At 41.0% G+C, this 21,991-nt stretch carries 22 protein-coding genes; 4 read left to right on the top strand and 18 right to left on the bottom strand.

The features are described from left to right. Positions 1 to 18: 18 nt before the first annotated feature. Positions 19 to 1,350, bottom strand: coding sequence for a P-loop NTPase fold protein (locus HWQ58_RS12975; protein WP_292862681.1), 1,332 nt, complete (start codon positions 1,348 to 1,350; stop codon positions 19 to 21). Positions 1,351 to 2,247: 897 nt separating this feature from the next. On the opposite strand from HWQ58_RS12975, the gene HWQ58_RS12970 reads away from it, so the two are divergent. From HWQ58_RS12970 to ftsZ, 3 genes are all read left to right on the top strand, one after another. After that, entirely contained in the window at positions 2,248 to 3,081 is an 834-nt protein-coding gene (locus HWQ58_RS12970; RefSeq protein WP_292862679.1) for an FtsQ-type POTRA domain-containing protein, read from the top strand. 733 nt (positions 3,082 to 3,814) lie between these two features. Further along, complete coding sequence (locus HWQ58_RS12965; protein WP_292862677.1) at positions 3,815 to 4,102, top strand: hypothetical protein; 288 nt, start codon at positions 3,815 to 3,817, stop codon at positions 4,100 to 4,102. 60 nt (positions 4,103 to 4,162) lie between these two features. Continuing rightward, on the top strand, positions 4,163 to 5,479 hold the full coding sequence (ftsZ, locus tag HWQ58_RS12960; RefSeq protein ID WP_292862675.1) for a cell division protein FtsZ: 1,317 nt from the start codon (positions 4,163 to 4,165) through the stop codon (positions 5,477 to 5,479). Between the two features lie 464 nt (positions 5,480 to 5,943). Here ftsZ and gshB read toward each other — a convergent pair whose 3' ends face one another. The 14 genes from gshB to HWQ58_RS12890 all read right to left on the bottom strand — a co-directional run bounded on the left by gshB (position 5,944) and on the right by HWQ58_RS12890 (position 18,508). Beyond that, positions 5,944 to 6,918, bottom strand: a complete 975-nt coding sequence (gshB, locus tag HWQ58_RS12955; RefSeq protein ID WP_292862673.1) for a glutathione synthase — start codon at positions 6,916 to 6,918, stop codon at positions 5,944 to 5,946. 232 nt (positions 6,919 to 7,150) lie between these two features. Beyond that, entirely contained in the window at positions 7,151 to 7,423 is a 273-nt protein-coding gene (grxC, locus tag HWQ58_RS12950) for a glutaredoxin 3 (protein ID WP_292862671.1), read from the bottom strand. Positions 7,424 to 7,623: 200 nt separating this feature from the next. Continuing rightward, a complete protein-coding gene (gene hflX, locus HWQ58_RS12945) occupies positions 7,624 to 9,369 on the bottom strand; it encodes a GTPase HflX (protein ID WP_292862741.1) in 1,746 nt (581 codons plus the stop codon). Between the two features lie 232 nt (positions 9,370 to 9,601). Continuing rightward, on the bottom strand, positions 9,602 to 9,931 hold the full coding sequence (locus tag HWQ58_RS12940; protein WP_292862669.1) for a type II toxin-antitoxin system PemK/MazF family toxin: 330 nt from the start codon (positions 9,929 to 9,931) through the stop codon (positions 9,602 to 9,604). Further along, positions 9,909 to 10,130 carry a hypothetical protein gene (locus HWQ58_RS12935; protein WP_292862667.1) on the bottom strand — a complete coding sequence of 74 codons (222 nt, stop codon included), beginning with the start codon at positions 10,128 to 10,130 and terminating at the stop codon, positions 9,909 to 9,911. Before HWQ58_RS12935 ends, HWQ58_RS12940 begins: the two co-directional genes overlap by 23 nt. A 137-nt stretch (positions 10,131 to 10,267) precedes the next feature. Further along, a complete protein-coding gene (locus HWQ58_RS12930; RefSeq protein WP_292862665.1) occupies positions 10,268 to 11,830 on the bottom strand; it encodes a tetratricopeptide repeat protein in 1,563 nt (520 codons plus the stop codon). Continuing rightward, positions 11,827 to 13,152 (bottom strand): AAA family ATPase, encoded by a 1,326-nt coding sequence (locus tag HWQ58_RS12925; RefSeq protein ID WP_292862663.1) that lies wholly within the window; start codon positions 13,150 to 13,152, stop codon positions 11,827 to 11,829. Before HWQ58_RS12925 ends, HWQ58_RS12930 begins: the two co-directional genes overlap by 4 nt. Further along, a complete protein-coding gene (locus HWQ58_RS12920; protein WP_292862661.1) occupies positions 13,145 to 13,456 on the bottom strand; it encodes a hypothetical protein in 312 nt (103 codons plus the stop codon). The genes HWQ58_RS12925 and HWQ58_RS12920 overlap by 8 nt, the downstream gene beginning before the upstream one ends. 201 nt (positions 13,457 to 13,657) lie before the next feature. Then, positions 13,658 to 14,638 carry a 7,8-didemethyl-8-hydroxy-5-deazariboflavin synthase subunit CofG gene (gene cofG / locus HWQ58_RS12915; RefSeq protein ID WP_292862659.1) on the bottom strand — a complete coding sequence of 327 codons (981 nt, stop codon included), beginning with the start codon at positions 14,636 to 14,638 and terminating at the stop codon, positions 13,658 to 13,660. A gap of 113 nt (positions 14,639 to 14,751) precedes the next feature. Further along, a complete protein-coding gene (crtW, locus tag HWQ58_RS12910; protein ID WP_292862657.1) occupies positions 14,752 to 15,513 on the bottom strand; it encodes a beta-carotene ketolase CrtW in 762 nt (253 codons plus the stop codon). Between the two features lie 297 nt (positions 15,514 to 15,810). Next, on the bottom strand, positions 15,811 to 16,254 hold the full coding sequence (locus HWQ58_RS12905) for an SRPBCC family protein (protein WP_292862654.1): 444 nt from the start codon (positions 16,252 to 16,254) through the stop codon (positions 15,811 to 15,813). Positions 16,255 to 16,273: 19 nt separating this feature from the next. Beyond that, positions 16,274 to 16,462 carry a CPXCG motif-containing cysteine-rich protein gene (locus HWQ58_RS12900; protein WP_012411100.1) on the bottom strand — a complete coding sequence of 63 codons (189 nt, stop codon included), beginning with the start codon at positions 16,460 to 16,462 and terminating at the stop codon, positions 16,274 to 16,276. A 171-nt stretch (positions 16,463 to 16,633) separates the two neighbouring features. Then, complete coding sequence (locus HWQ58_RS12895) at positions 16,634 to 18,289, bottom strand: radical SAM protein (RefSeq protein WP_292862651.1); 1,656 nt, start codon at positions 18,287 to 18,289, stop codon at positions 16,634 to 16,636. 21 nt (positions 18,290 to 18,310) lie between these two features. Beyond that, positions 18,311 to 18,508 carry a SemiSWEET transporter gene (locus HWQ58_RS12890; protein ID WP_292862738.1) on the bottom strand — a complete coding sequence of 66 codons (198 nt, stop codon included), beginning with the start codon at positions 18,506 to 18,508 and terminating at the stop codon, positions 18,311 to 18,313. Here HWQ58_RS12890 and HWQ58_RS12885 point away from each other — a divergent pair. Then, the gene (locus tag HWQ58_RS12885; RefSeq protein ID WP_292862750.1) at positions 18,435 to 18,623 is read left to right on the top strand and encodes a hypothetical protein; all 189 of its coding nucleotides are present in this window, start codon (positions 18,435 to 18,437) and stop codon (positions 18,621 to 18,623) included. The genes HWQ58_RS12890 and HWQ58_RS12885 overlap by 74 nt on opposite strands. Positions 18,624 to 18,754: 131 nt before the next feature. Here the strand turns inward: HWQ58_RS12885 and HWQ58_RS12880 are convergent, their stop codons facing one another. The 3 genes from HWQ58_RS12880 to aroC form a co-directional block, all read right to left on the bottom strand. After that, on the bottom strand, positions 18,755 to 19,297 hold the full coding sequence (locus HWQ58_RS12880) for a hypothetical protein (RefSeq protein ID WP_292862648.1): 543 nt from the start codon (positions 19,295 to 19,297) through the stop codon (positions 18,755 to 18,757). Then, positions 19,245 to 20,543, bottom strand: a complete 1,299-nt coding sequence (locus HWQ58_RS12875; RefSeq protein ID WP_292862645.1) for a hypothetical protein — start codon at positions 20,541 to 20,543, stop codon at positions 19,245 to 19,247. Before HWQ58_RS12875 ends, HWQ58_RS12880 begins: the two co-directional genes overlap by 53 nt. A 132-nt stretch (positions 20,544 to 20,675) precedes the next feature. Further along, positions 20,676 to 21,764 (bottom strand): chorismate synthase, encoded by a 1,089-nt coding sequence (gene aroC, locus HWQ58_RS12870; RefSeq protein ID WP_292862642.1) that lies wholly within the window; start codon positions 21,762 to 21,764, stop codon positions 20,676 to 20,678. Between the last annotated feature and the right edge of the window lie 227 nt (positions 21,765 to 21,991).

Genomic DNA, 21,991 nt, shown 5'->3' with positions numbered 1-21,991 from the left:
ACAAATGACAATTGACTGTTACTTATTTTGTTGCCAAGCCAAAACTTTTTCTGTTTCTGCTAAGGCTGGACTGATGCCAAACCAGCGCCCCACAGGATCGCGATATTCAAACAAATACATACTTCTTAGCAAGCTCTGATAGTCAGACTCACCTTTAACTCTCTGCTGCTGTACTACTTCAAACAATAATTCCCACTGGGATTCATCAATAGCTAATAGCAGATCGTCGCGATAATCCTTAATCACTGCTTCTAAGCAATCCCTAGAAAAAGGCGGATCTTGTCGTTGCAGGCAACTATAAAGTAAGCCCAATAAGTTACGAATGTGACCACCGCTAACACGACATAGACGATCCAAGGTTTGGGAGTGATCGAATAATTCTGTAATTAATAACAGTCTGCTATTCAAAGGAACTTCTGGAAAAGCTCTAGCTAGAACTAACTGGCGCACTAGTGACATTCCTGGTTCGTAGTCACTGCCATCTCTTTGCCGCACTAATACCATCGGTAGTACTTTTGGTGCAATTCCTCCCCCCAGACGATTTTTCAGTGTCTCATACTCATTGGAGAAAATTAACGTTAGGGGAATTGTGTAAACTAGGTGGCATTTAAGTCGGCGTAACTGTTCGCCTCGGTCAATGAAGAGATATTCTGGTTGCGATCGCCCGGATGCTAAGGGACGCATATCGACTCGATCCAAATTATCTACAATCACTACCAGTCCTTTTTGACCCCTTAGCTTTAGCTGTTCAACAGCCTTTTCTAAAATTTCTTCGTTAATCGCTTGCAAAATACTATTGGTTCGTGGTTCCAGATATTGCCTCAGTTGATTCCGCATCTGGTTGCTATCTTTAGTTTTGGCAGTAATTTTGGCAATACCCAAGGACAACTCTGCTTGTCCAGAAAGCTCTATGGGGCTTTGCAAAAAATCGCCTACTTCTTTAAACAAATTAGTAAAATAACCAGGTTTAAGTTTGATGCCAATGCCTTCTAAACTGGCACTGACTTGACGGGCTACACTCAGCAAAATATCGCTGATATCAATATCCGCCATGTCTAGGTCTTGACTGGACTCAAAATAAACCACATGAAATCCCGCCAATTCTAGTTCTGTCTTGAGGCGCTGCAATTCCGTTGACTTACCGCAGCCGATATGACCCGTAAATAACTGACAGGTTGGCTCGTCAGGAGAAATCCGAATAATAGTCCGTTGCAATTCTTCGACAATCTTGCAACCACGTACATCAGCAAAATCTATGTAATACTGCCGATCTAGTACGTTACTTATATTTAGCGTGTAGCTAGGGTTACATGCTTTATAAAAACGTGACAAATTTAATGTCGTTTTCATGTATGTAGAGGTTTATGTAGATGCAGTTTAGTTTGGATTTTTTATACAATTAATCCTGATCTAGGATGTAGACACAGGATTAACTCGCAAGGTGGTAGTGTCTTGCAAAAGACAGCACTTGTTGCCAGATTACTGTCAGTAGTATGTTAGAGATTTAATTGACCCTAATAGCGAATGGCACTAAGATAATGCAAACCCATTATCTGCAAAGCTTTTGGGTGTGGGGTGTAGGGTGTGGGGTATAGTGACATTCGCGCCATTGCGTAGCAAAGAAATTTATTTATGTTCGCACTTATTTTTACTTTTCTTGATTTTTTCCGAACCTACACCCTATCCCTATACCCCTACCTGGCAAGGATTTCATCTTTTATTCGTACCATTTGACCCCTCAGTCTTTAAGCATATCTGTCTTTTTTACACCTGCTATTGAAGTTTTGACAATCTTTCGCTTCTGTTTGGCCTGCCATAAAATTATATGGTTTAAGAAGTAAGTAAAAAAAGCTACAAAATTTCATGATCCTCAGTTTGGATAGCTAATGAGTCTAACTAGTATGAATTATAGCAAGGTATACAGAGATCCAGGAATACTTGTGTATCATTTCACCTTATATTTGTCAAGAAGGCAAAATCTCATACATCTCAATTAATATTTTGTAATCTTTAAGGAAAAATCTTCAAAAATAACTTGTCAAAAAGACTACAGTCAGTTAAAACTGGACACCGTAAACTTTAATAGGAATAATGACTAGCGCCATAATCCTTGTGTAGTTACTGTAAAGTGTTACTAAAAATAAAAAAAGTCTTGAGGAGAGCGGCTAAAAGATGCCAACAGTGTTTACTAAAATTAATGATATGAGCTTGTCAAGGAATTTAGACTGCAAGCAAAAAGGGGTGTGAATGGCTGGCATAATATCAGTTTCCCGCACGCATCTAGCCCAGCGTCGTCAGAAATTGCGTCGGCAGCGTCGGATGAGAATTATTCAAGCTATTTGGCGAACCTTTGCCATTACTGGTTTGGCGGGTGGATTGTTGTGGGTGGCAGTCCAACCAGTGTGGATGCTAAAGGCTCCCAAACAAATAGTGATGAAATCAGGCAATAAATTGCTGTCGGATCAAACAACTCAGTCATTGTTGGTGCTGTCTTACCCTCAGTCTTTATGGCGGATTGAACCGTCAGCGATCGCTAACTCTTTGAAGAAACAACCAACTATTGCCCAAGCGATCGTCAGACGACGCCTGTTTCCTCCTGGATTAATCATTGAAATCCAAGAACGAGTACCTGTAGCGGTAACTCAAACACGTGGCAACAAAAAAGTAACAATCGGCTTACTAGATGCAAGTGGGGCCTGGATGCCTTTAGAAAAATATACATTACTCAATCCCACTAAAAAATTACCCAATCTCAGAGTAATTGGTTCGCCAAATCAATACTGCCTTTACTGGACTCAACTCCATGAAGCTGTGAGCCAAAGTCCCGTGAAAGTTATAGAAATTGATTGCCAAAATCCAACAAATTTAATTTTGAAAACAGAATTAGGAAACGTGCATCTCGGTGTGCCAGGCCCCCAGTTATCTGAACAAATTAAGGTACTTGCCCAAATGCGCCATTTAACAACAAAATTTAATTCCAGTCAAATAGAGTATATTGATCTAAAAAATCCCGATTTTCCATTAGTACAAATGAACCAAAAAGACCAAAAATTAACTGCCAAAATTCCTAAAAACATCTAGCGTGTTTATTGTTTTGATAGCTCCTAGTAAATTAAGAAGCTTTATGCTGATGATAAATATATTTATTATTTTCAGTTTTCCAGCAAATCGCACGAAAATCGGCATTAACTTCTAATTAAAATGAGAAGATCAATAATAAAATCTCCATTGGGAGTAACAGACCCTTGATTGTTACCCTAACATCTAATAGTAGGGTGCAAGATGTCAGACAATCTAATGATGGTCTATGGCGTGCAAAACGCATTCTGCCCATACATTCTTTGACTAAACCCAGTGCAAAAAAGAGAAAGTTGCTTGAGCTTTTCATTCAGATTCAGACTCGTGAGCAGAGGGCACTAATGAGAAGGGTTTACGCCGCCATTCAAGTGCAGAGGCAAAAAGGCTCTGACTTTGGTCTGTTGAGGATACTTCCAAAGACAGTTTACCGAAGTTTCAATCTGTAACGAAAAATGCCACCCAAAGTTGCGTAAGCATTACTTTTGGCCAATAAGTTTAGACTGCTCTGTGCTGTAATTCCTATTAGGTGACGAAATCTCTTAGGAAATCTTGATTTGTTGGCCGCACTAGTCAGGGTTCTTGTAGGATAGACTATTGCTCCAAGAAAGTGTCCATTGAGACCACCCAAACAACAAATTAATCAGGTATAGTCTGACAAGTAAATTCTTGCTTAGTTTAACCTTAAGAATAAGTAAGTAGAAGGTAAATTTTGTGTCTAAAGTTGCAATCATCCCCAATGGTGAAACCTATTAACAATATTATTATTGAGGCAGAGAAGATACGCTGTAGTGTGTCTTTACAAGTTATACCCTCTGCTGAGAATAATCAAGAGATTAATGTCTGGTTGAAGTTATACAGGTCAGTTTTAGATAAATATAGGTATACTTCTCTAGAATTGGCTGTGCGATCGGCTGTGTTAAAAGCTTATCCCATAGCAAATTTTCGCACTGCCAATTCTGTTAGGCTTGGCAGTAGTGAAAACAATAAAGAACAACGCCATAGTATTGTGGCATTGTCAAACTAAAGTTGACTCTTAGGTGAATAACACCTGAAAAAGTCGTTTATCTACCCTTTCACAAATCCAATGACACTTGATAATAACCAAGGACTTAACTATAAAAATTCCCAATCTACGGGACAGCCGGGGTTCTCTCTGGCAGTTAACTCGACCAATCCCTTTAATAACTCTGGACTGAACTTCGGGCAAAATCACGATAATAAGAAAATTTCTCCGGAAAATAGCCGAATTGGCGAGATTGTTCCTGGTCGGGTCGCCAACATTAAAGTGATTGGTGTCGGTGGTGGTGGTGGCAATGCTGTTAACCGCATGATCGAGTCTGATGTCTCTGGGGTAGAGTTTTGGTCAATTAACACTGATGCTCAAGCTCTTACCTTAGCTGGCGCTCCAAGTCGATTGCAAATTGGGCAGAAGCTAACACGGGGTTTAGGAGCAGGTGGTAATCCTGCTATCGGTCAAAAGGCAGCTGAGGAATCACGAGACGAAATTGCTACAGCTTTAGAGGGTGCAGATTTAGTATTTATCACTGCTGGTATGGGGGGTGGTACTGGGACGGGTGCAGCACCAATCGTGGCAGAAGTGGCCAAAGAAATGGGCGCTCTCACTGTTGGTGTAGTCACACGTCCATTTGTTTTTGAGGGACGCCGTCGCACTAGCCAAGCGGAACAAGGTATTGAAGGACTAAAAAGTAGAGTAGATACATTGATCATTATCCCCAACAACAAACTGCTGGAAGTGATCCCCGAACAAACGCCTGTGCAAGAAGCTTTTCGCTATGCAGATGATGTGCTGCGTCAAGGGGTGCAAGGTATTTCTGATATCATCACGATCCCCGGTTTGGTAAACGTTGACTTTGCTGATGTCCGAGCTGTGATGGCAGATGCGGGATCGGCATTGATGGGAATTGGCGTTAGCTCTGGAAAATCTAGAGCTAGAGAAGCTGCGATCGCAGCTATTTCTTCACCATTACTAGAGTGTTCTATTGAAGGCGCTAGAGGAGTTGTATTTAATATCACAGGTGGTACTGACCTGACTTTGCATGAAGTGAATGCAGCCGCAGAAGCAATCTATGAGGTAGTTGATCCCAACGCCAATATTATTTTTGGGGCTGTAATTGATGACAGGCTCCAAGGTGAGGTAAGAATTACTGTAATTGCCACCGGATTTACAGGTGAAGTGCAAGCTGCGGTACAACAAAGCGTGGCTAACGTTCGAGTAGCACCTAATACCTCGAAGCGTCCAACAACACAGCAACCGACAGTTAATCCCCCAACCTCAACTCCAACTCCAAGTTCAACTCCAACTCCAATTCCAGAACCAAAAGAAAAACCTGGATTAGATATACCTGATTTTCTGAGAAATCGACGTACACCAAGGAATTAAAAGATTTTGGATTTGAGATTTTAGATTAACTTAGCAGTCTCAGGTCAAGATGAACGCTGTATAAAATCTGCTACTTCCACCAGGGTTTTACCAAGGGCAGGGATAAGCAATCTTTTGCCATCCCCAATTTTGCCAATCGGTAAAAAAACTTGTCAACGCTACTTTATAGAAAGAATTTAGGCAGGAGTCTACTGGCTTGCATGTCTAGCTATGCTTTCAGAACAAAACAATAGGAATACCTGCCCAACTAAGGATGCATCACCGATAGCGCAGTGTTAGGGACGCAAGAGCGTCACAGCCCGTCTTAGACATTGAACATCTACCCCTCACCATCTATTAAACGCATCTTCCGCATAAGCAAATATACTTCCTCAACAAAGTAGCATAGGGAACCTGTCCACGTAAGTGTCCAAAGAAAGTCTGTTTGCTGGGGAATAGGACATCAACCAAAAAATAAATGTAAATTATTTTTGGATTTTTAGTGTCTGTTCAATCCATTGAATAACCTGATGACCAAGGCGAGTACCATCTAGGCGGTCAATCTCACGAATTCCGGTAGGACTAGTGACGTTAACTTCAGTTAGGTAGCCACCGATAACGTCAAGACCCACAAAAATTAAGCCGTCTTGGCATAAGCGTTCGGCGACTTGAGTACAGATTTCATACTCTCTTGGGGTAATTTCGGTTTGAGCGACTGTACCACCAGTTGCCATGTTATTGCGAAAATCAGTTCCACTAGAAAGGCGATTGAGCGCACCAATTGGTTCACCATTAAGCAAAATAATCCGCTTATCTCCTTCTTTTGCCTCCGGTAAATAAGTTTGTACCATTACTGGGACTTTACCTTGAAGGGTACTGAGTTCAACAATGGAGTTAAAATTGCGATCGCCTGATTGCAAAAACAAAATTCCTTCGCCAGCTTTGTTACCCAGCGGTTTGAGAACTGCTGCCCCCTTTGCTTGCACAAATTGCCGGATAAACTGCTTATCAGCACTGACAATCGTTTCTGGAATCGCTTTGGTAAACTGGAGGGCGTACATTTTTTCATTTGCCCCTCGGATGCCACTGGGACTGTTAATCAACAGAGTTTTATTTTGGTCAATGTAATCGAGAATGTAGGTGGCATAGAGGTAGGAATCATTGACAGGTGGATCTGTCCGCATAAATACGGCGTCCATTGTCTCTAAAGAAGTTAAGGAGGAATCGCTCAACTTATACCAAGGATTCGCCGCTACCCAGCGTCCCTTGACTAACTGTACTGGTACAACTTCAACTCGCTGTAGGATAGCCCAAGCTTTGCCCTCCACCACACTCAGCAGATTTGCCTGAGTCACCCAAACTTCATGTCCCAGGATTTGGGCTGCTTCAATTAGGGCAACACTGGTATCATGACACGGGTCAAGTAGATGGATGGGATCAATGATAAAAGCCAGTTTCACCCTTTATACCTCAATCACCAAGAAATTAAATGGTTATTCAATTATTATCTCTTGATGCTCTCACCAATTGATGTACATATTTACTGCTGAGTAGAACCTGGAGGGTAAAGTCTTGTGGACAGATTGGTTTTGTGAGGAAACCTGTAGACAAGGCAACGCGTTGTTTTTCTAGAGTTATAGCGACTGCCGTGTAATTTGCAGTGGTTTGTCGCTAGCGCAATACATTCTGAACCTATACGCTATTGCTAGAAGTTAGTAGCTCATCCAGCTTGCCTTGACTTTCTAAAGCGTGGATATCATCACAACCACCAACGTGATCGTCGTTGATGAAAATTTGCGGTAAAGAACGGCGTCCATTTGCTCTTTGAGCCATTTTATTTCTGGCTGCTTCATCTCCATCAATACTGTATTCAATAAATTCAACTCCCTTGTTTTTCAGCAAACTTTTGGCACGAATGCAAAACGGGCAAGTCCTCCAAGTGTAAATTTCTACTTTTGCAGCCATGATGTCCTCAACTTGATTTAATACTTTTTAATTTTAGAGCTTTGCCACTGACTGTGGCTGCTTTATCCCTTCATAACCTAATCTACAGAAATCGGTTGAGGTGCAGGGAGTTGATTATATCTATTATTTTCAATAAAAAATGCCGTAGCTAATAGTAACTATGGCATTTTCAACTAGATATTAAAAATTTATTTCAGTATTTACTGAGAATCGACGGCGTATTCAATCAGCTTGGCAAGGCGCTGACGTAGGGTTTCTAATCCCAAGCGCTGACTTGCGGAAATAAATACCGCGAGGGGGAATTCTTCTCTAGCTAGAGCTAGTGTCTCACTATTGGCTTGATCAATCTTGTTAAAAATCACTAGCGCCGGGCCAGGAGTTATTGGCATTTGTGCCAAAATTTCTCTGACTGAGCGAATATGACGTAACCAAGCAGGGTGAGACAAATCTACCAAATGTAGTAGGGCATCAGCTTCTGTGACTTCCTCCAAAGTGGCGCGGAAGGCATCCATTAACGATGCAGGCAGTTCGTGTATGAACCCTACCGTATCTGTAATGAGAATTTCTTGAGGTTTATCAGCTTCGCCATGAGGAATTACCAGGCGGCGCGTGGTAGGATCAAGAGTGGCAAATAGCTGGTCGGCTGTATAAACTTCTGCATTAGTGAGAGCATTCAGCAAAGTGGACTTCCCAGCGTTGGTATATCCAACTAAAGCGACTGAAGGAACTTCTTGATGCTGTCGTCGCTGCCGTAACCGCGAACGATGGGCTTGCAACTGGTTCACTTCTTTTTGCAGCCGGGAAATCCGCTGCCCAATGGCACGGCGTTCAGTTTCCAGTTTGGTTTCACCAGGGCCACGAGTCCCAATACCACCACCTAATCGGGACATGGTGCGACCTCTACCAGCCAGTCGCGGTTGCATGTATTCTAACTGTGCTAGTTCTACTTGCAACTTCCCGGCACGAGATTGAGCGCGTTGGGCAAAGATATCCAAAATTACTTCGGTGCGGTCAACTACCCGGATACCAATTTGCATTTCTAAGTTGCGGACTTGGGAGGGTGAAAGGTCGCGGTCGAAGACAACGAGGTTGACTCCTAGTGTTTGGGCAGTTAGGGCAATTTCTTGCACCTTACCTTCGCCAACTACCGTCTGGGGATGAACGCGCGATCGCTTTTGTTGTATTGTCTGTAATACATCTCCCCCAGCAGTATCAACTAAACGCCCCAATTCCATTAAAGTGTCCTGGAATTGTAGGGGAGTCATCTCACTGGTCATCAGCCCCACAATCAGCACGCGATCGTGGTCAGCATCTACTTCCTGGGCGATAAATTCGCGCTGGAATTCCGCTTCCAGATTTTCTACCAAGTCTACTAAATCCTGATCTGCCAGCTCGTCTAAGTCCAGAGGTGACGATATATTCCAACTTGGAGATTGGATTTGGCTTTCCTCTACCTTGAGAGCAGCAGGACTAGTAATCAGGGTGCGAGACTCTTGGGGTGTCAGATGAGCTAGATAAGCTTCTTTGACATACCCAGTCGCACCGCCTCCCCGCCGTGTAAATCCGGTTCCGGTAATATTTAGGACAACTAGGGCATCTAAGCGTTGTAGTGCCATAGCCGTGAGCGCCGCTTCGTTGGGCGGTTCTGGCTTGAGATGGGTGGCAATACAACGAATACCACTGAGTCGTTCTGCACCGTAACGGGGCAATTCCATCAGTGGTATTTGCGTTTGACGCGGTGTGCCTACACCGACGCGAATCACTTGTCCGCGACGGTTGATGTAGGCGCACACAGGCTGATTGACTTCTGTGCTAATTGCTGCCAGACGCTGGGAAAACTCAGGCGTGGTGATGCGATCGCCTGGTATGCGCTGGTGATACAGCCGCTGTAGTTGCTTCAGCTGGCTGGACTTCAGACCTTGGAGATTTCCAAAAATAGTTTCTATAGGCGTTTATGACCAGTTAAATGGCCCCCCGAATCCTTATATGTCTATTTTACAACAGGGTTTAGGCTCCTATCTCTCTCCTTTGAGGGATGCGTTAGGAATTAGTTCACCGTGGGTATTTATTTGAAGCTATTTTGGTGATAGTGCTATGTAGCCCGTTGAGCAATGGTTTCTATTCACACTGTCTTTAAATAAAGATAAATTTGTAGCGATCGCTTTTAATTTAAGTTGCTTAAAATTGAGGCTTGATATGCAAATCCCATACTTCTTTTAAACTTTTTGCATCTAATTCAGAAATTTGCCCTATTTTAGCCAGCAACAAAAACTGTTCTAGGCAATTTAATCGAGACAGACGCACGGTTGATGCAACACGCAAGCCACTTGCAGCCCAATCATTTAGAGGTACATCAGTTTGTGTGCGTGGTTTTGCAGATGTAATTACTGCTACTACAATATCATTTCCATCTATCCACAATACAATCACGGGGCGTTTTTTAGAACTGCCACCGCTAGTGAATGGAATATCTGCTACCCAAAACTCACCTGCTTGGATAGTCGTCATAAAGTCCTTCGTCTTCTGGTGCGTAACCGTTCAAAAAAGCGTTATGGTTGCGGGTACTTTTGGGTTCTTCCGCTTTTTGTTGGATGGTGATTACCCAGCGTCCTGTAGTTATATTTTCCAGTATTGATTCTGGGAGATTCAATTTCTCCCCTGGTTTTAGTTCAATTTCATAAGTCAGAGTAGTCAATTCATTTTGCATAACTGTTAGTTAGGATTTTTATAATGTTAGTCTAATTCATTTACGGGCGATCGCTTTTAATTTAAATTAGCATTTTCAGTGGAAGTGTGAAAGCGATCGCTAGATTAATCGCTACATTAGTTTAGTTTTTATAACGGTTATTGAATTAAAGCTTGAAAGCGCTCATCCTCCCGAATACTATCAAAATCTGAGTCACTTTTTGCCATCTCTCGATATTTATCAGGATTCAGATTAATTGTTTGTTGTAGATTTTCCAGCGCCTGCTCAATATTACCTTGAAGCGCATAATAGCAAGCTTTGTTGTAGAAAGGGCTTGAATAATCTGGTTTAAATTTCAGTGCTTGGTCGTAGGATGCGATCGCTTCTTCAGTACGTCCTAAATCATCTAGCGCAATGCCGCGATTGTACCAAGCTTGGTGTAAATCTGGTTTAAATTTCAGTGCTTGGTCGTAAGAGGCGATCGCTTCTTCAGTGCGTCCTAAATCATCTAGCGCATAGCCGCGATTGTTCCAAGCTTGGTGGTCATCTGGTTTAATTTTCAGTGCTTGGTCGTAGGAGGCGATCGCTTTTTCAGGGCGTCCTAAATTATCTAGCGCAATGCCGCGATTGTACCAAGCTTGGTGATAATCTAGTTTAAATTTCAGTGCTTGGTCGTAGGAGGTGATCGCTTCTTCAGGGCGTCCTAATTCATCTAGCGCATTGCCCCGATTGTTCCAAGCTAGGTGGAAATCAGGTTTAATTTTCAGTGCTTGGTCGTAGGAAGCGATCGCTTCTTCAAAGCGTCCTAAATCATATAGTGCAATGCCCCGATTGTTCCAAGCTAGGTGGAAATCAGGTTTAAATTTCAGTGCTTTGTCGTAGGAAGCGATCGCTTCTGCATTGCGCCCCAAATTCACTAGTGCATTACCTTTACCATTCCAAGCATAGTGATACTCAGGTTGAATTTTAAGTGCTTGCTCGTAGGATGTGATAGCTCCTTCATATTCATTACCAGCAAATAACAAATTTCCCATTTTAAATAATAAATTAGACCTACGAATTACTTTCTGGTAGGTTTCAGTAATTAGTTCTTGAATTTCCAAAATCTTTCCTATTTTTTCTTCGGAGCTGAGTTGCAAATATTCTTCATAGTCTCCTTCCAATAAAAGACGATTTGATTCTTGTTCTACCAACTCTGGCGCTGTAGGTAATTCAAATACCCCAGAACGCCAATCAAAAAAATCTGGGGCGCGATGAATAAAATAGTTTATCGAAAATGAACGTAAAAGAAAAACAAAGCTAACCGGAAAATCATCTCTAAAACGTTCTCGCTGCTGGTTTAAATGATTTAAAATATGCGGAACATTGGTTAAATTACTAAATTCTCCTTCGGTAATTTCACCAAAATTCCTTTTTTCATACTTGTATAAAGAATACTCTAGACCTTTAATCAATAAAATATCAATTTGCTTGTCTTTAATAAATTCTGTCACTGGCTGATATAAATTATCTATTGCCTCAACCAAGCGTAAAACTGCAATCTTCTTCTGCGGCATCTCCTGAGGAAGTTTGACAATGAAATTGTCTGCTTCTCCAGGTGTACATTGCACAAAAAACAAACCAAATCCTGATTTTCGCCTCAATGCGCGAAGTAAGTCTTGATAAGCTTCTTCTAGTTCTGGGGGTAAATCATCATCCCAATCACTTAAATTTGGGTTCATGAAAGTTTCGCTACGGCTTCTTGAAATTCTGTAATTCCTTGAATCAATGGATGAATATCATACCAACGCTGCATCTCTCCATCATCATCAAAATATCGGTATTCTAAAAGACTGCGGTTATACATCAAGCTCCGATACAAGTCATCATTAATAATACGTTTAGAAGAAGACACTTCTGCTAACAGACACCATTGATGATTTTCCACAGCACGGCGAAAAGTATCTCTAGCTTGAGTAATTGCTCGTCGCACTGCCTTTTCTGAAACAGGTAATTCTTCAGTGCGTCCAATGGCATCTTGAGTTAACAATAGCAAATTCCTCACATGACCTCCACTCATCAAACAAAGTCTGTCTAAGGTTTGGGGACTGTCGAAAATTTCCTTTTCTAGTGATAGTTCCGGTGCAATTTGCCGGACTCGCTTGTTAATTACTTCTTTAACTTTCTTGAGTCCTGGCTGATAAATGTCTCCCTTGAGAGTGTTTACCATAATCATCGGCAAAATTTGGGGATCGCCGTAGATATCTCTGAGGTCTGTTGCTCTGGTAGAATACACCATTGAAATGGGGACAGTGTAAATCAAATGGCAATCTAAAGCTTGGAGTTGTTCGCTGCGGTCTAAAAAGACTTCCTCATAGTTGGTGCGTTCTCCGTCTTTGACTAACACCATCCGGTCTAAGTTATCGATAATTACCGCCAGTTGAGTTTTACCCGTAGGTAAGTTTTTTTTTGCATCTGCTAGAAACTCATTCAACACCTGAATTAAAGTGACGGTGTAAGGATCAATTTTTTGGCGAATCTTATGGCGTAATTCCGGAACAGCCCTTAAATTTGCGGTCAACTTAGCAAACTGAGCAAGTTGGGTTTCTACTCCCAGACTCTCAAACTCTATGGGAGTCTGCGCCAAATCTTTTAAATCTTCCCAACGACTTTTTAACCAGTCAAGTATAGGACGAGGACTAGCAATTTCTTTTAAATCTTTGAGCAAACGGCGGGTACAGGCGAGGAGAATATCTGTATATTGGGCATCTTCAGAATCGATATCCTCTTCATCAACTGCAAAATAGACTACATAAAATTTCCGATTTTCTAAATACTTCTTTAATCTGAGTAATTCTGTAGACTTCCCCGCACCCCGATGACCAGAATACAATTGGCAAGTATTTGTATTTGCTAGTCGCATTCGATTTCCCAACTCTTGCTCAATATCGGCATCTCCCCGCACATCCTGACAATCTACATATTTGGGATCACCTGCGGGTAAAGGTTCAAAGGGGTTAAACGCGTTGTAGAGGTTTGCGAGTAAGTCAGTACTATTAACCATAGGTAAAAAATATAGCAATGATGCTCATAATAATTGAGATCATACAGAATTGAGGTAGATGAATCCAGTTCAAATACTCGTCAACGGAGTTCAGAGGTGGATTCATCCAGTTCAAATACTCGTCAACAGAGTTCAGAGGTGGATTCATCCAGTTCAAATACTCGTCAACGGAGTTCAGAGGTGGATTCATCCAGTTCAAATACTCGTCAACGGAGTTCAGAGGTGGATTCATCCAGTTCAAATACTCGTTAACGGAGTTCAGAAGTGGATTCATCCAGTTCAAATACTCGTTAACGGAGTTCAAAGGTGGATTCATCCAGTTCAAATACTCGTTAACTAATAGAGCATCGATTCAGTTCTCAAAAACCTAACCCCCCAGCCCCCTTCCCTAGTAGGCAAGGGGGAGCCAAACTCCCCTCTTTGCTTCAAAGAGGGGTTGGGAGAGAGGTTCTTTCAGGATTACTGAATTGGTGTTCTAGATGGGAAAATCTCTACTTCCGTGTTCTTACAAAAGAAAAACTGGGGTAAGAGTCTTGCGCCAGCGCTTCACTGCTGTTTGTAATTTTCCCGACAACCAGCCATCAAACTGGGGATAAACTGGCAAACGGGGCATCAATTCCCACCCCGCAGGCTGTAAAATTTCTCTTAATGCCTGTTCCTGTATATGAGGATAATCGGGATTCACCTCATCTTTTGGCCCTATTCCACCTAAATCTCGCGCACCAGCTTCGATACAAGCGAGTAACCATCGGTCATCTTTAACTAAATTGGGCGGAATTTGAATAGTAATATCTGGCGGTAAAATCTGACGTGCTTTAGCAATTACTTCTGGTAACTGATAAGGGTTAAAAGGTGGTGCATCAAAAGTTTGCTGATATCCTGGACTATGAGGTTGCAAGATAACTTCTTGAATATGGTGATAACGTTGATGCAGTTGAGATATAGCTGTTAATGTTTCCCACCAATCATCAACTGTTTCCCCAATTCCTAACAGTAACCCAGTTGTAAAGGGAATCTGTAACTCTCCCGCCCATTGCAATTGCTGTAAACGAACTTCTGGTAATTTACTTGGTGCGTGCCGATGTACACTATTTAACAATGTTGGCGTTAACTGTTCCAACATCAGCCCCATCGAAACATTCACACGCTTGAGCTTTTGCATTTCTTCAAAACTCAGTGGCCCCGCGTTTGTATGAGGTAAAAACCCCATTGAAAGCGCTAATTCACACAAATCATAAATCCGTCCAAACCACGCCTGACGTTTTGGCGAATGAGGATGTACTTCACCGCTAAGTATGAGAATTTCACAGACTTTTTCGGTTTGAAGTGGTTTTAAAATACTGTCTGCATCTGAAAGACTCATCCAGGGACTTTTACCCGGTTCGCTGCGAAAGTTGCAGTAACTACACCGATTAAAGCACTCGTAAGTAGGAACGATTGTATAAGCAGGACTATAGGTTACAAGACGGGAATTATCAATTGGCATAAGCAGAATAAATTTGCTTTTAGTGAGCAGCCCCAAGCTGATTTTAAGGGTTAGAAACGCCGACTAGAAACCTTTAATTATTCATGCCTACTTATTTATTAAAAAAACAAAAACTATTTTGCTTTGTAAATTTCTGGTAACTGCCACCAAGAAACATGGGGACACTTGTGATGTTCTTCGTGATAGCCGAAATGATAGCACGTGATAAATGACCACCAAATTGGACGGTTAATCGTTTGGGCACAATGAGGCTGAATATACCCTGCGATTGGTTCGCTATGTGGAAGGAAGGTACCAAAATAAAACAATTGAAACGAACTTAAAAGCGAAGGAAGCACCCAAAAAGTTATTAGATTAGCATGGGGTATATGAAAAATGCGATTAGCAAACTGATAAATAAGAGTTAGAGCAATAATTTGTCCCCAACTCCAGTAACCTTTCATAAAATGGAAATACCAAGCAAAGAAATTTTTATGTTTACCATTATGAAAATCTGGGTCTATTTGAGTTGCTGGATTTTCGTGGTGTAACCAATGCTTTTTCAATAATTTTTTGTATGGTAAAAGACCATAAAGAGATAGGGTTAATGTTCCAATAAGATGATTAATTTTACTGTTTTGGGGAAACACTACCCCATGCATAGCATCATGAGATGTAATAAATAATCCCGTATATAAAAATGTTTGCCAAGCTATGCTAGGCAATAGTATCCAAAATTGTAATTTGGAGATATTAAGGGAAAGTAATAAACTCAAGCTAATGACCCATGCAATAACAATGACAATAGCAATGAAAAGTCCTTGAAACTGAGATTTACTTTTCACAACTGGAGTCAATTTTGTTTGATAACTGGGTGGTTGTTCTAATTGAATCACGCTTTTACTCCGCCTAGTATTCAGGTGAAAATTTCTAAAATATAGTTACCACAAAAAGCACTAACCACCAGCCAGAAAACTTTATTAGTGGTAAGTGTTTTGCATTAGATAGTGCCAACACTTGAAGATGTTTAGAACTATTAAGATAGTTTAACTATTATTACATATACAACCGCCATACCAACAACTGTTTTTGGTATAGCGGTTGGATTATATAAGTTATAGTACTGGTAGGTTTAGTAATTATAAAAACAAGTGTTTTTAATCTAGGGCTTTTTAAACAGCCAAAGTCTATAATTACTCGCATTCTCGTTTAGTCACATAGTGGCGGTAGCGAAACATTGCTTCTAATTGTGCTTGCACTAGCCAACCACTGACAAATTCAACAGTTCCTCCACCAGGCATAGAGAAGGAAATAGCGTCAGTTAATCTGGTTTTACCATTTTCCGGTTCAAATTCATGTCGATGTACCCAAGATTCAAAAGGGCCAGATATCTGTTCGTCGGTAAACAGGCGATATTTTTCACATTCAGTATGACGGGCTAACCAAGTTAAGGGTAATGGGCCGAGAAACAAGCGAAATTCGGTGATAGCACCCACGTTTAGCCCTCCCTCACGCCGAACCACTTGCACTGGCTGCCAAGGTGGATTCAACAGTTGCAAAATATCTGGCCTTTCGTGAAATTTCCAAACTACTTCTGGTGAGGCATTAATGATTGAGGAATGTTTAAAGTGCAGCATGGAAAGAAAAACCTAAAATTCAGCTTTCAGATTCAGTATCAATTTCGATATCTAGGGTATCTTCATCAACCCGCACATACAAAATATTTGGGTTACAACAAACTTGACAATCTTCAACGTAAGATTGCTGTCCTCCAGCACTCAAATCAATAAAAGTTAAGTTCGGTTCGCCGCAATAAGCGCAGTAATACTCAGCTGTGTTTTGCATCAATCAAGTTTTCAGCTATGAATTCAATGGTATTGGGCATTGGGCATTAAGAAGAGACAAGGTAGACAAGGAAGAGGGGGGAGATAAGAAAGAAACTTATTCAATAATTCACCCTTGTCCCCCTTGTCCCCCTGCTCCCTTGCTTTTTCCTCACTCCCCAGTCCCCAGTCCCTAGTTCCTAGTCCCCAGTACTGGCTGTAATTCTTTGAGGGATGGATTGATATAACTCTTAGCATCAGCCAAATGCTTTAGTAGTGTAGACTGTGGCAGAGGCCCTTGCAAGTGGCTCCAGGGTAATACTTGTTCTGTTGACCATTCGGCGTGGACGTAGAAATCTAAGTCGGGGATTTGCCCTTTGAGTTGCTTAAAAGCACGTTTGTAGCTACCCAAGGAATCGCCAAAGTCACGAGTAAGTTCGAGAAGCTGGGAGAGTCTGCGATCGCCTCTTGATAATAAAGCCTGTATAATCGACCAATTATAGCTTTCTGGGCGAAATTCTATCCCCTGCGGTTTTAACTGTTTTTGCAAAAACTGCAACCTCTTTTCGGCTTGGCGATTCACCCCAAACCATTGAAACGGCGTATGTGCTTTGGGTACAAAGGTGCTGCATCCGTATGTTAAGCGTAATCCCGGTGCAGCTTTTTTGATATTACGCATCATCGCCACGGTTTGCTGTAAATCTTCTGCTTCCTCACCAGGAATTCCTGCCATCCCGTAGAGTTTCAAGCTTTTTAAGCCGCCAGCTTTGGCATTCATGGCTGCTTGGATGATTTCATCGTTATGCAGCTTTTTGTTGACGATTTGGCGGATTTTCTCAGAACCACTTTCTACTGCAATAGTAAGCGATCGCGTGTCTCGTTTCGTCAAAGTTTCTGCTAACTGGACTGTTACAGTATTAGTTCTGACTGAGGCAATACTGAGACGGACATCATCATACTTTGGCTGACTAATATAATCTAGCAACACCTCAAATTCTGGATGTTGAGTTACTGAAGCCCCTAATAATCCTAGCCGATTTGTGACTTCTAAACCTTTGGCGATCGCTGGAATCAATGAATCTTCCAGACTGGCTGTTCTAAAAGGCAGGGTAAGATAACTCGCCAAACAAAAGCGGCACATTTCTGGACAACTTCTCACCATTTCCACCATGTAAATATTTTCCCATGCCGCTTTTTCGGTGACTACAGTAGAAGCTGATAGGGTATTTCCTCTGTAAGTTTGCTTTTGCACCACTGCGGGAATTTCGGCAGAAATTGGTTTAATAGACTTTACTTCACCATCTCTTGTGTGATATTCCACCTCATACAAACTGGGTACATAAATTCCTGGTATTTGTGCAAGTCTTTTTAGTTGAGTTTGTCTTGAGGCATTTCTTACTTCTTTGTAAGCCTCAATAAAATTCCCTAACAGGGTTTCACCATCCCCCAGCAAAATTACATCAAAAAAATCTGCAAAAGGTTCGGGGTTAGCAGTGAGAACGGGGCCACCACCAAAAATTATCGGATGAAAATCATCACGAGAGGTTCCTCGAATAGGAATATCTAAAGATTCCAGCAAATTTAAAATATTCACATAATCCAGCTCCCATGAAATAGAAAATCCCATAATTTCCGGCGTTCTGGGGAGTTGTTCATGAGTATCGGTAAACAGACGACTCACCTGCACATCATCACGCATTGCAAAAGTTGCCCAAACTACCTGATAGCCAAGGCTAGTTATACCTACGCTGTACTCGTTGGGAAAGGCGAAGATTATGGGGATAGCGTTGGTGTCTGGGGTAGCGGGGGTAAAGAGAAGGCGTTCAGAGTCAAATACAGATGATGTCACAGGTGTTTGTTAGAGGCAAGTTTATCTATATTTAATTTTAAGCCATAGAATAATTAAGTTAAAAATCAATGTGATGGCGTTTGCAAGAATAATTGGCAAGGATTGTAAATAAATTCCATAGATTAGCCACAAAAAAACACCACTTATGAATGTAATCAGCGTAACCAAAGAAACATCTTTTGCTGATTTTGTTTGCCAAGTTTTAAACATCTGTGGCAAAAAAGAGATTGTGGTTATTGTGGCGGCAGCTAATCCTAAAATTGTTATCAAATCCATGCGGTTTAATCCTGGTAAACACTACTCTGACTTACTAGCATTGCTTAATATCTTGTGAGAGTAATGTTTCTGTTAATACTTTTATTTTACATGAGCTTTGTCAACTTTTTTTTAAATCCAGCTAAATGTAAAGCAATGATTTTTTTGGTAGTTATATTTCGCTTTTATGATGAGATTTCAATTTTTGATTCAGCCCTTATTGTTCGGTTTTTTCAGATAAGCTTTAGCCCAAGCATAACGAACTGAATCTTTTTTTAATAAATACTCTGCTGCTTCATGTCGTTTCTCCTCATTTTTTGTACTTCTGATTACTCGTTTTCTTTCAGCATCTATATCTTCAGTTTCAGCCCCACGCTGAATGGCTTGTTCAAACCAATAATCACCCTGCTCATAGTCATATCTGTCATAACATATAGCACCCATTAAGGTATAAGGTTGATGACTATCAGGCTGATGCTCCATAGCTTTTTTTGCACAATTTTCTGAATCATTTAATTTATCACTATCTCTAAACGCTGCCCCTCTAGTGACTAAAATAGCTGATTTTAAATTATTATCATTGACTCTATTTAAGTCAATATTAGTAAGTTTTAAAGCCCGTTCAGGTTCGTTTGCTTTGCGCCAAAAACTACTAGCTGTGGGGATATTCCACTTGTGTCCAGTACGGCCAAGCTCTTGTTCATAAAACTCTGCCTCTAGTCTGTAAATACGCAAGAGCAATTTCACCACCATGATATAATTCATTCTCTTCCATAAGCTGTAAAACTAACTTAGGATCTAGCCGTTCTTTTTTCTCTAGCTTGACCATGATCGCATAAAATGGCTCTAGCGGAAGTGAAGGATCTGCCAATCTATATTTTCTTTTGAGTGCAGCAAAGTGCTTGTGCTGGGCTAAAATAATGATATCTTCATATTCATTATTTCTTAGCCAATCAACTTCTAAATTACTCAAAACTACTCCTGATACTATCTTTGATTTCAAAATAGAAGCATATTTTTCATTAGCAATTTCAATTGTGCCAGGTAGTTGAGACTGTCTTAAATAATTAATATCCTGCTCATTTAAATGAGTTTCTGAATCAAGTTTTTTAAGAATCGTACATAGATAACTAGAAGGTGATGAATCTTGATATTGGCTAGCTTTATACTTTGCCTTCAATGCAATAAATTCTCGTTTTCGTTCAAGTTCTTTAGCAATAGCAATTGTCTCAGTAAGTCCTTGTTGTTCTAGCCAGTAAATTTCTGAGTAAATTAATTTTTTATCCTCATCAAGTTTTTGTAGTATTTGATATAGTTGACCTGACAAGGATGTGTCTGGATGTTGGCTTGCTTGATACTTACTCTTTAGCTCGATAACTTTAGCCCGTCTTGCAGACTCTTGTTTTTCAAAAATTTCTATAGCTTCAAAAAGTTCATGATTTAGCAGCCACTCATATTCATAATCACTTAAACTTGCTTCTGTGTCTAGCTTTTTTAGTATTTTATAGAGTGAGCTATCAGGAGATGAATCTTGATACTTGGTGGCTTGATATTTTTCCTTTAGATCAGCAAAGCGTTTTATATCTTGAACAATTGCAACTGTTTGAGTAAGATTATTATCTTGCAATAATTTGACTTCTGAATCAGTCAAACTATTTTCTGACTCAAGTTTCCAAAGTATCGGATACAAAACATTACCTACTGATGATTCCCAGTTTTTGGCAACTTTATACTTAGCTTTCAGATGAGAAAATTCAGCTTCTAGTCTTTTGGATTCTCCCATCTTAAATTGTTGTAGCCAGATAATTTCAATGGTTTCAAAAAGCTGATGCTCTTGTAACCAATTAAATTCTAAGTCACTGAGTTCAATACCTAAATCAACTTTACGCAGTATGAGATACAGCAGATTAGCGGGTGATGAATCTTGATATTGAGTTGCTTGGTACTTGGACTTTAAAGCAGCAAAATGTTTTAACCGATTTTGAGACTCTTTATCCATATTGATTGATAGTAGATGCGATCGCACGTAGTTAAATGTGTTATCCGCTACTATAGCAATCATAGTAAAAAAGGGCGAGTCAGAAACCCACCCATGAAGCATAAATATTTTCTGAAAGTCACAGTGTAATCCTTACAACACCTTACACTGTCCATGATGCCGTAACAAATGGTCACACAATACCAGCGCCACCATCGCCTCAACCATTGGAACTGCACGCGGTAACACACAAGGATCGTGTCGTCCTTTCGCTGCTAATAGCGTTTCTTCACCTTCACGAGTTACTGTTTTTTGCTCTTTTCTAATTGTCGCCGTCGGCTTAAATGCAACTCGTAAAATGATATTTTCCCCGTTGGAAATTCCCCCCTGAATACCACCAGAACGGTTAGTTACAGTGCGAATTTCACCATTTTCATCAATATAATATTCGTCATTATGCTCAATTCCCGTTAACAGCGTCCCCCCAAAACCGGAACCAATTTCAAAGCCTTTGCTAGCAGGGAGAGACATCACACCTTTAGCAATATCAGCTTCCAATTTATCAAATACTGGTTCACCTAAACCTTTCGGCACATTACGCGCCACACATTCTACGACACCGCCGATAGAATCACCTTGTCTACCAACTTGCTCAATTAATTCAATCATGCGATCGCTACATTCAGCATCAGGACAGCGAACGATGTTGCTTTCCACTTGTTCTAAGGTGACAGTATTTGGATCGACTACACCTTCCAAGTCTTTGATGCGCTTGACGTAACCAATAACTTCAATATTGGCAACTTGACGGAGAATTTTTTTAGCGATCGCACCTGCTGCTACTCTGCCAATTGTCTCACGCGCTGACGACCTACCCCCGCCTTGCCAATTGCGAATGCCATATTTTGCATCATAAGTTGCATCCGCATGAGAAGGGCGATACTTTTCGGCCATTTCGTCGTAGTCTTGCGAACGAGTGTCTTTGTTCCGTACCAAAATCCCTATAGGCGTTCCTAGTGTTTTGCCTTCAAATACACCTGATAAAATTTCGCAGGTATCGGCTTCTTTGCGAGGTGTAGTAATTTTACTTTGTCCCGGACGCCTTCTATCTAATTCTACTTGAATTTCTTCTGCCGAAATTTCTAGTTGCGGAGGACAACCATCAATCACAACCCCCACACCACCGCCGTGAGATTCACCAAAAGTAGTTATACGAAATAGATGACCAAAAGTGTTGCCCATGATCTTAAAGAAAAAGGATGAGGCTTATGTATTTTACCTAGAGTTTGTGCAAAAGTTAATTTATATGCTTTGGCACTGGGAATGTTTGACGTATACCCTATCTTTTACCTATACAAATAAGAAAGCGCCCTCCATTACCAGAGGGCGCTTTCTTATTTAGCTAAACTTCAGAATTAACCGTTGATAGCAGGAGCAGTTAGAGCTACAGGAGCAAGATCACCAGCAGC

The sequence above is a fragment of the Nostoc sp. LPT genome (assembly GCF_017115165.1).
Classification (GTDB): domain Bacteria; phylum Cyanobacteriota; class Cyanobacteriia; order Cyanobacteriales; family Nostocaceae; genus Nostoc.
This window is presented reverse-complemented; position numbering and strand designations above follow the sequence as displayed.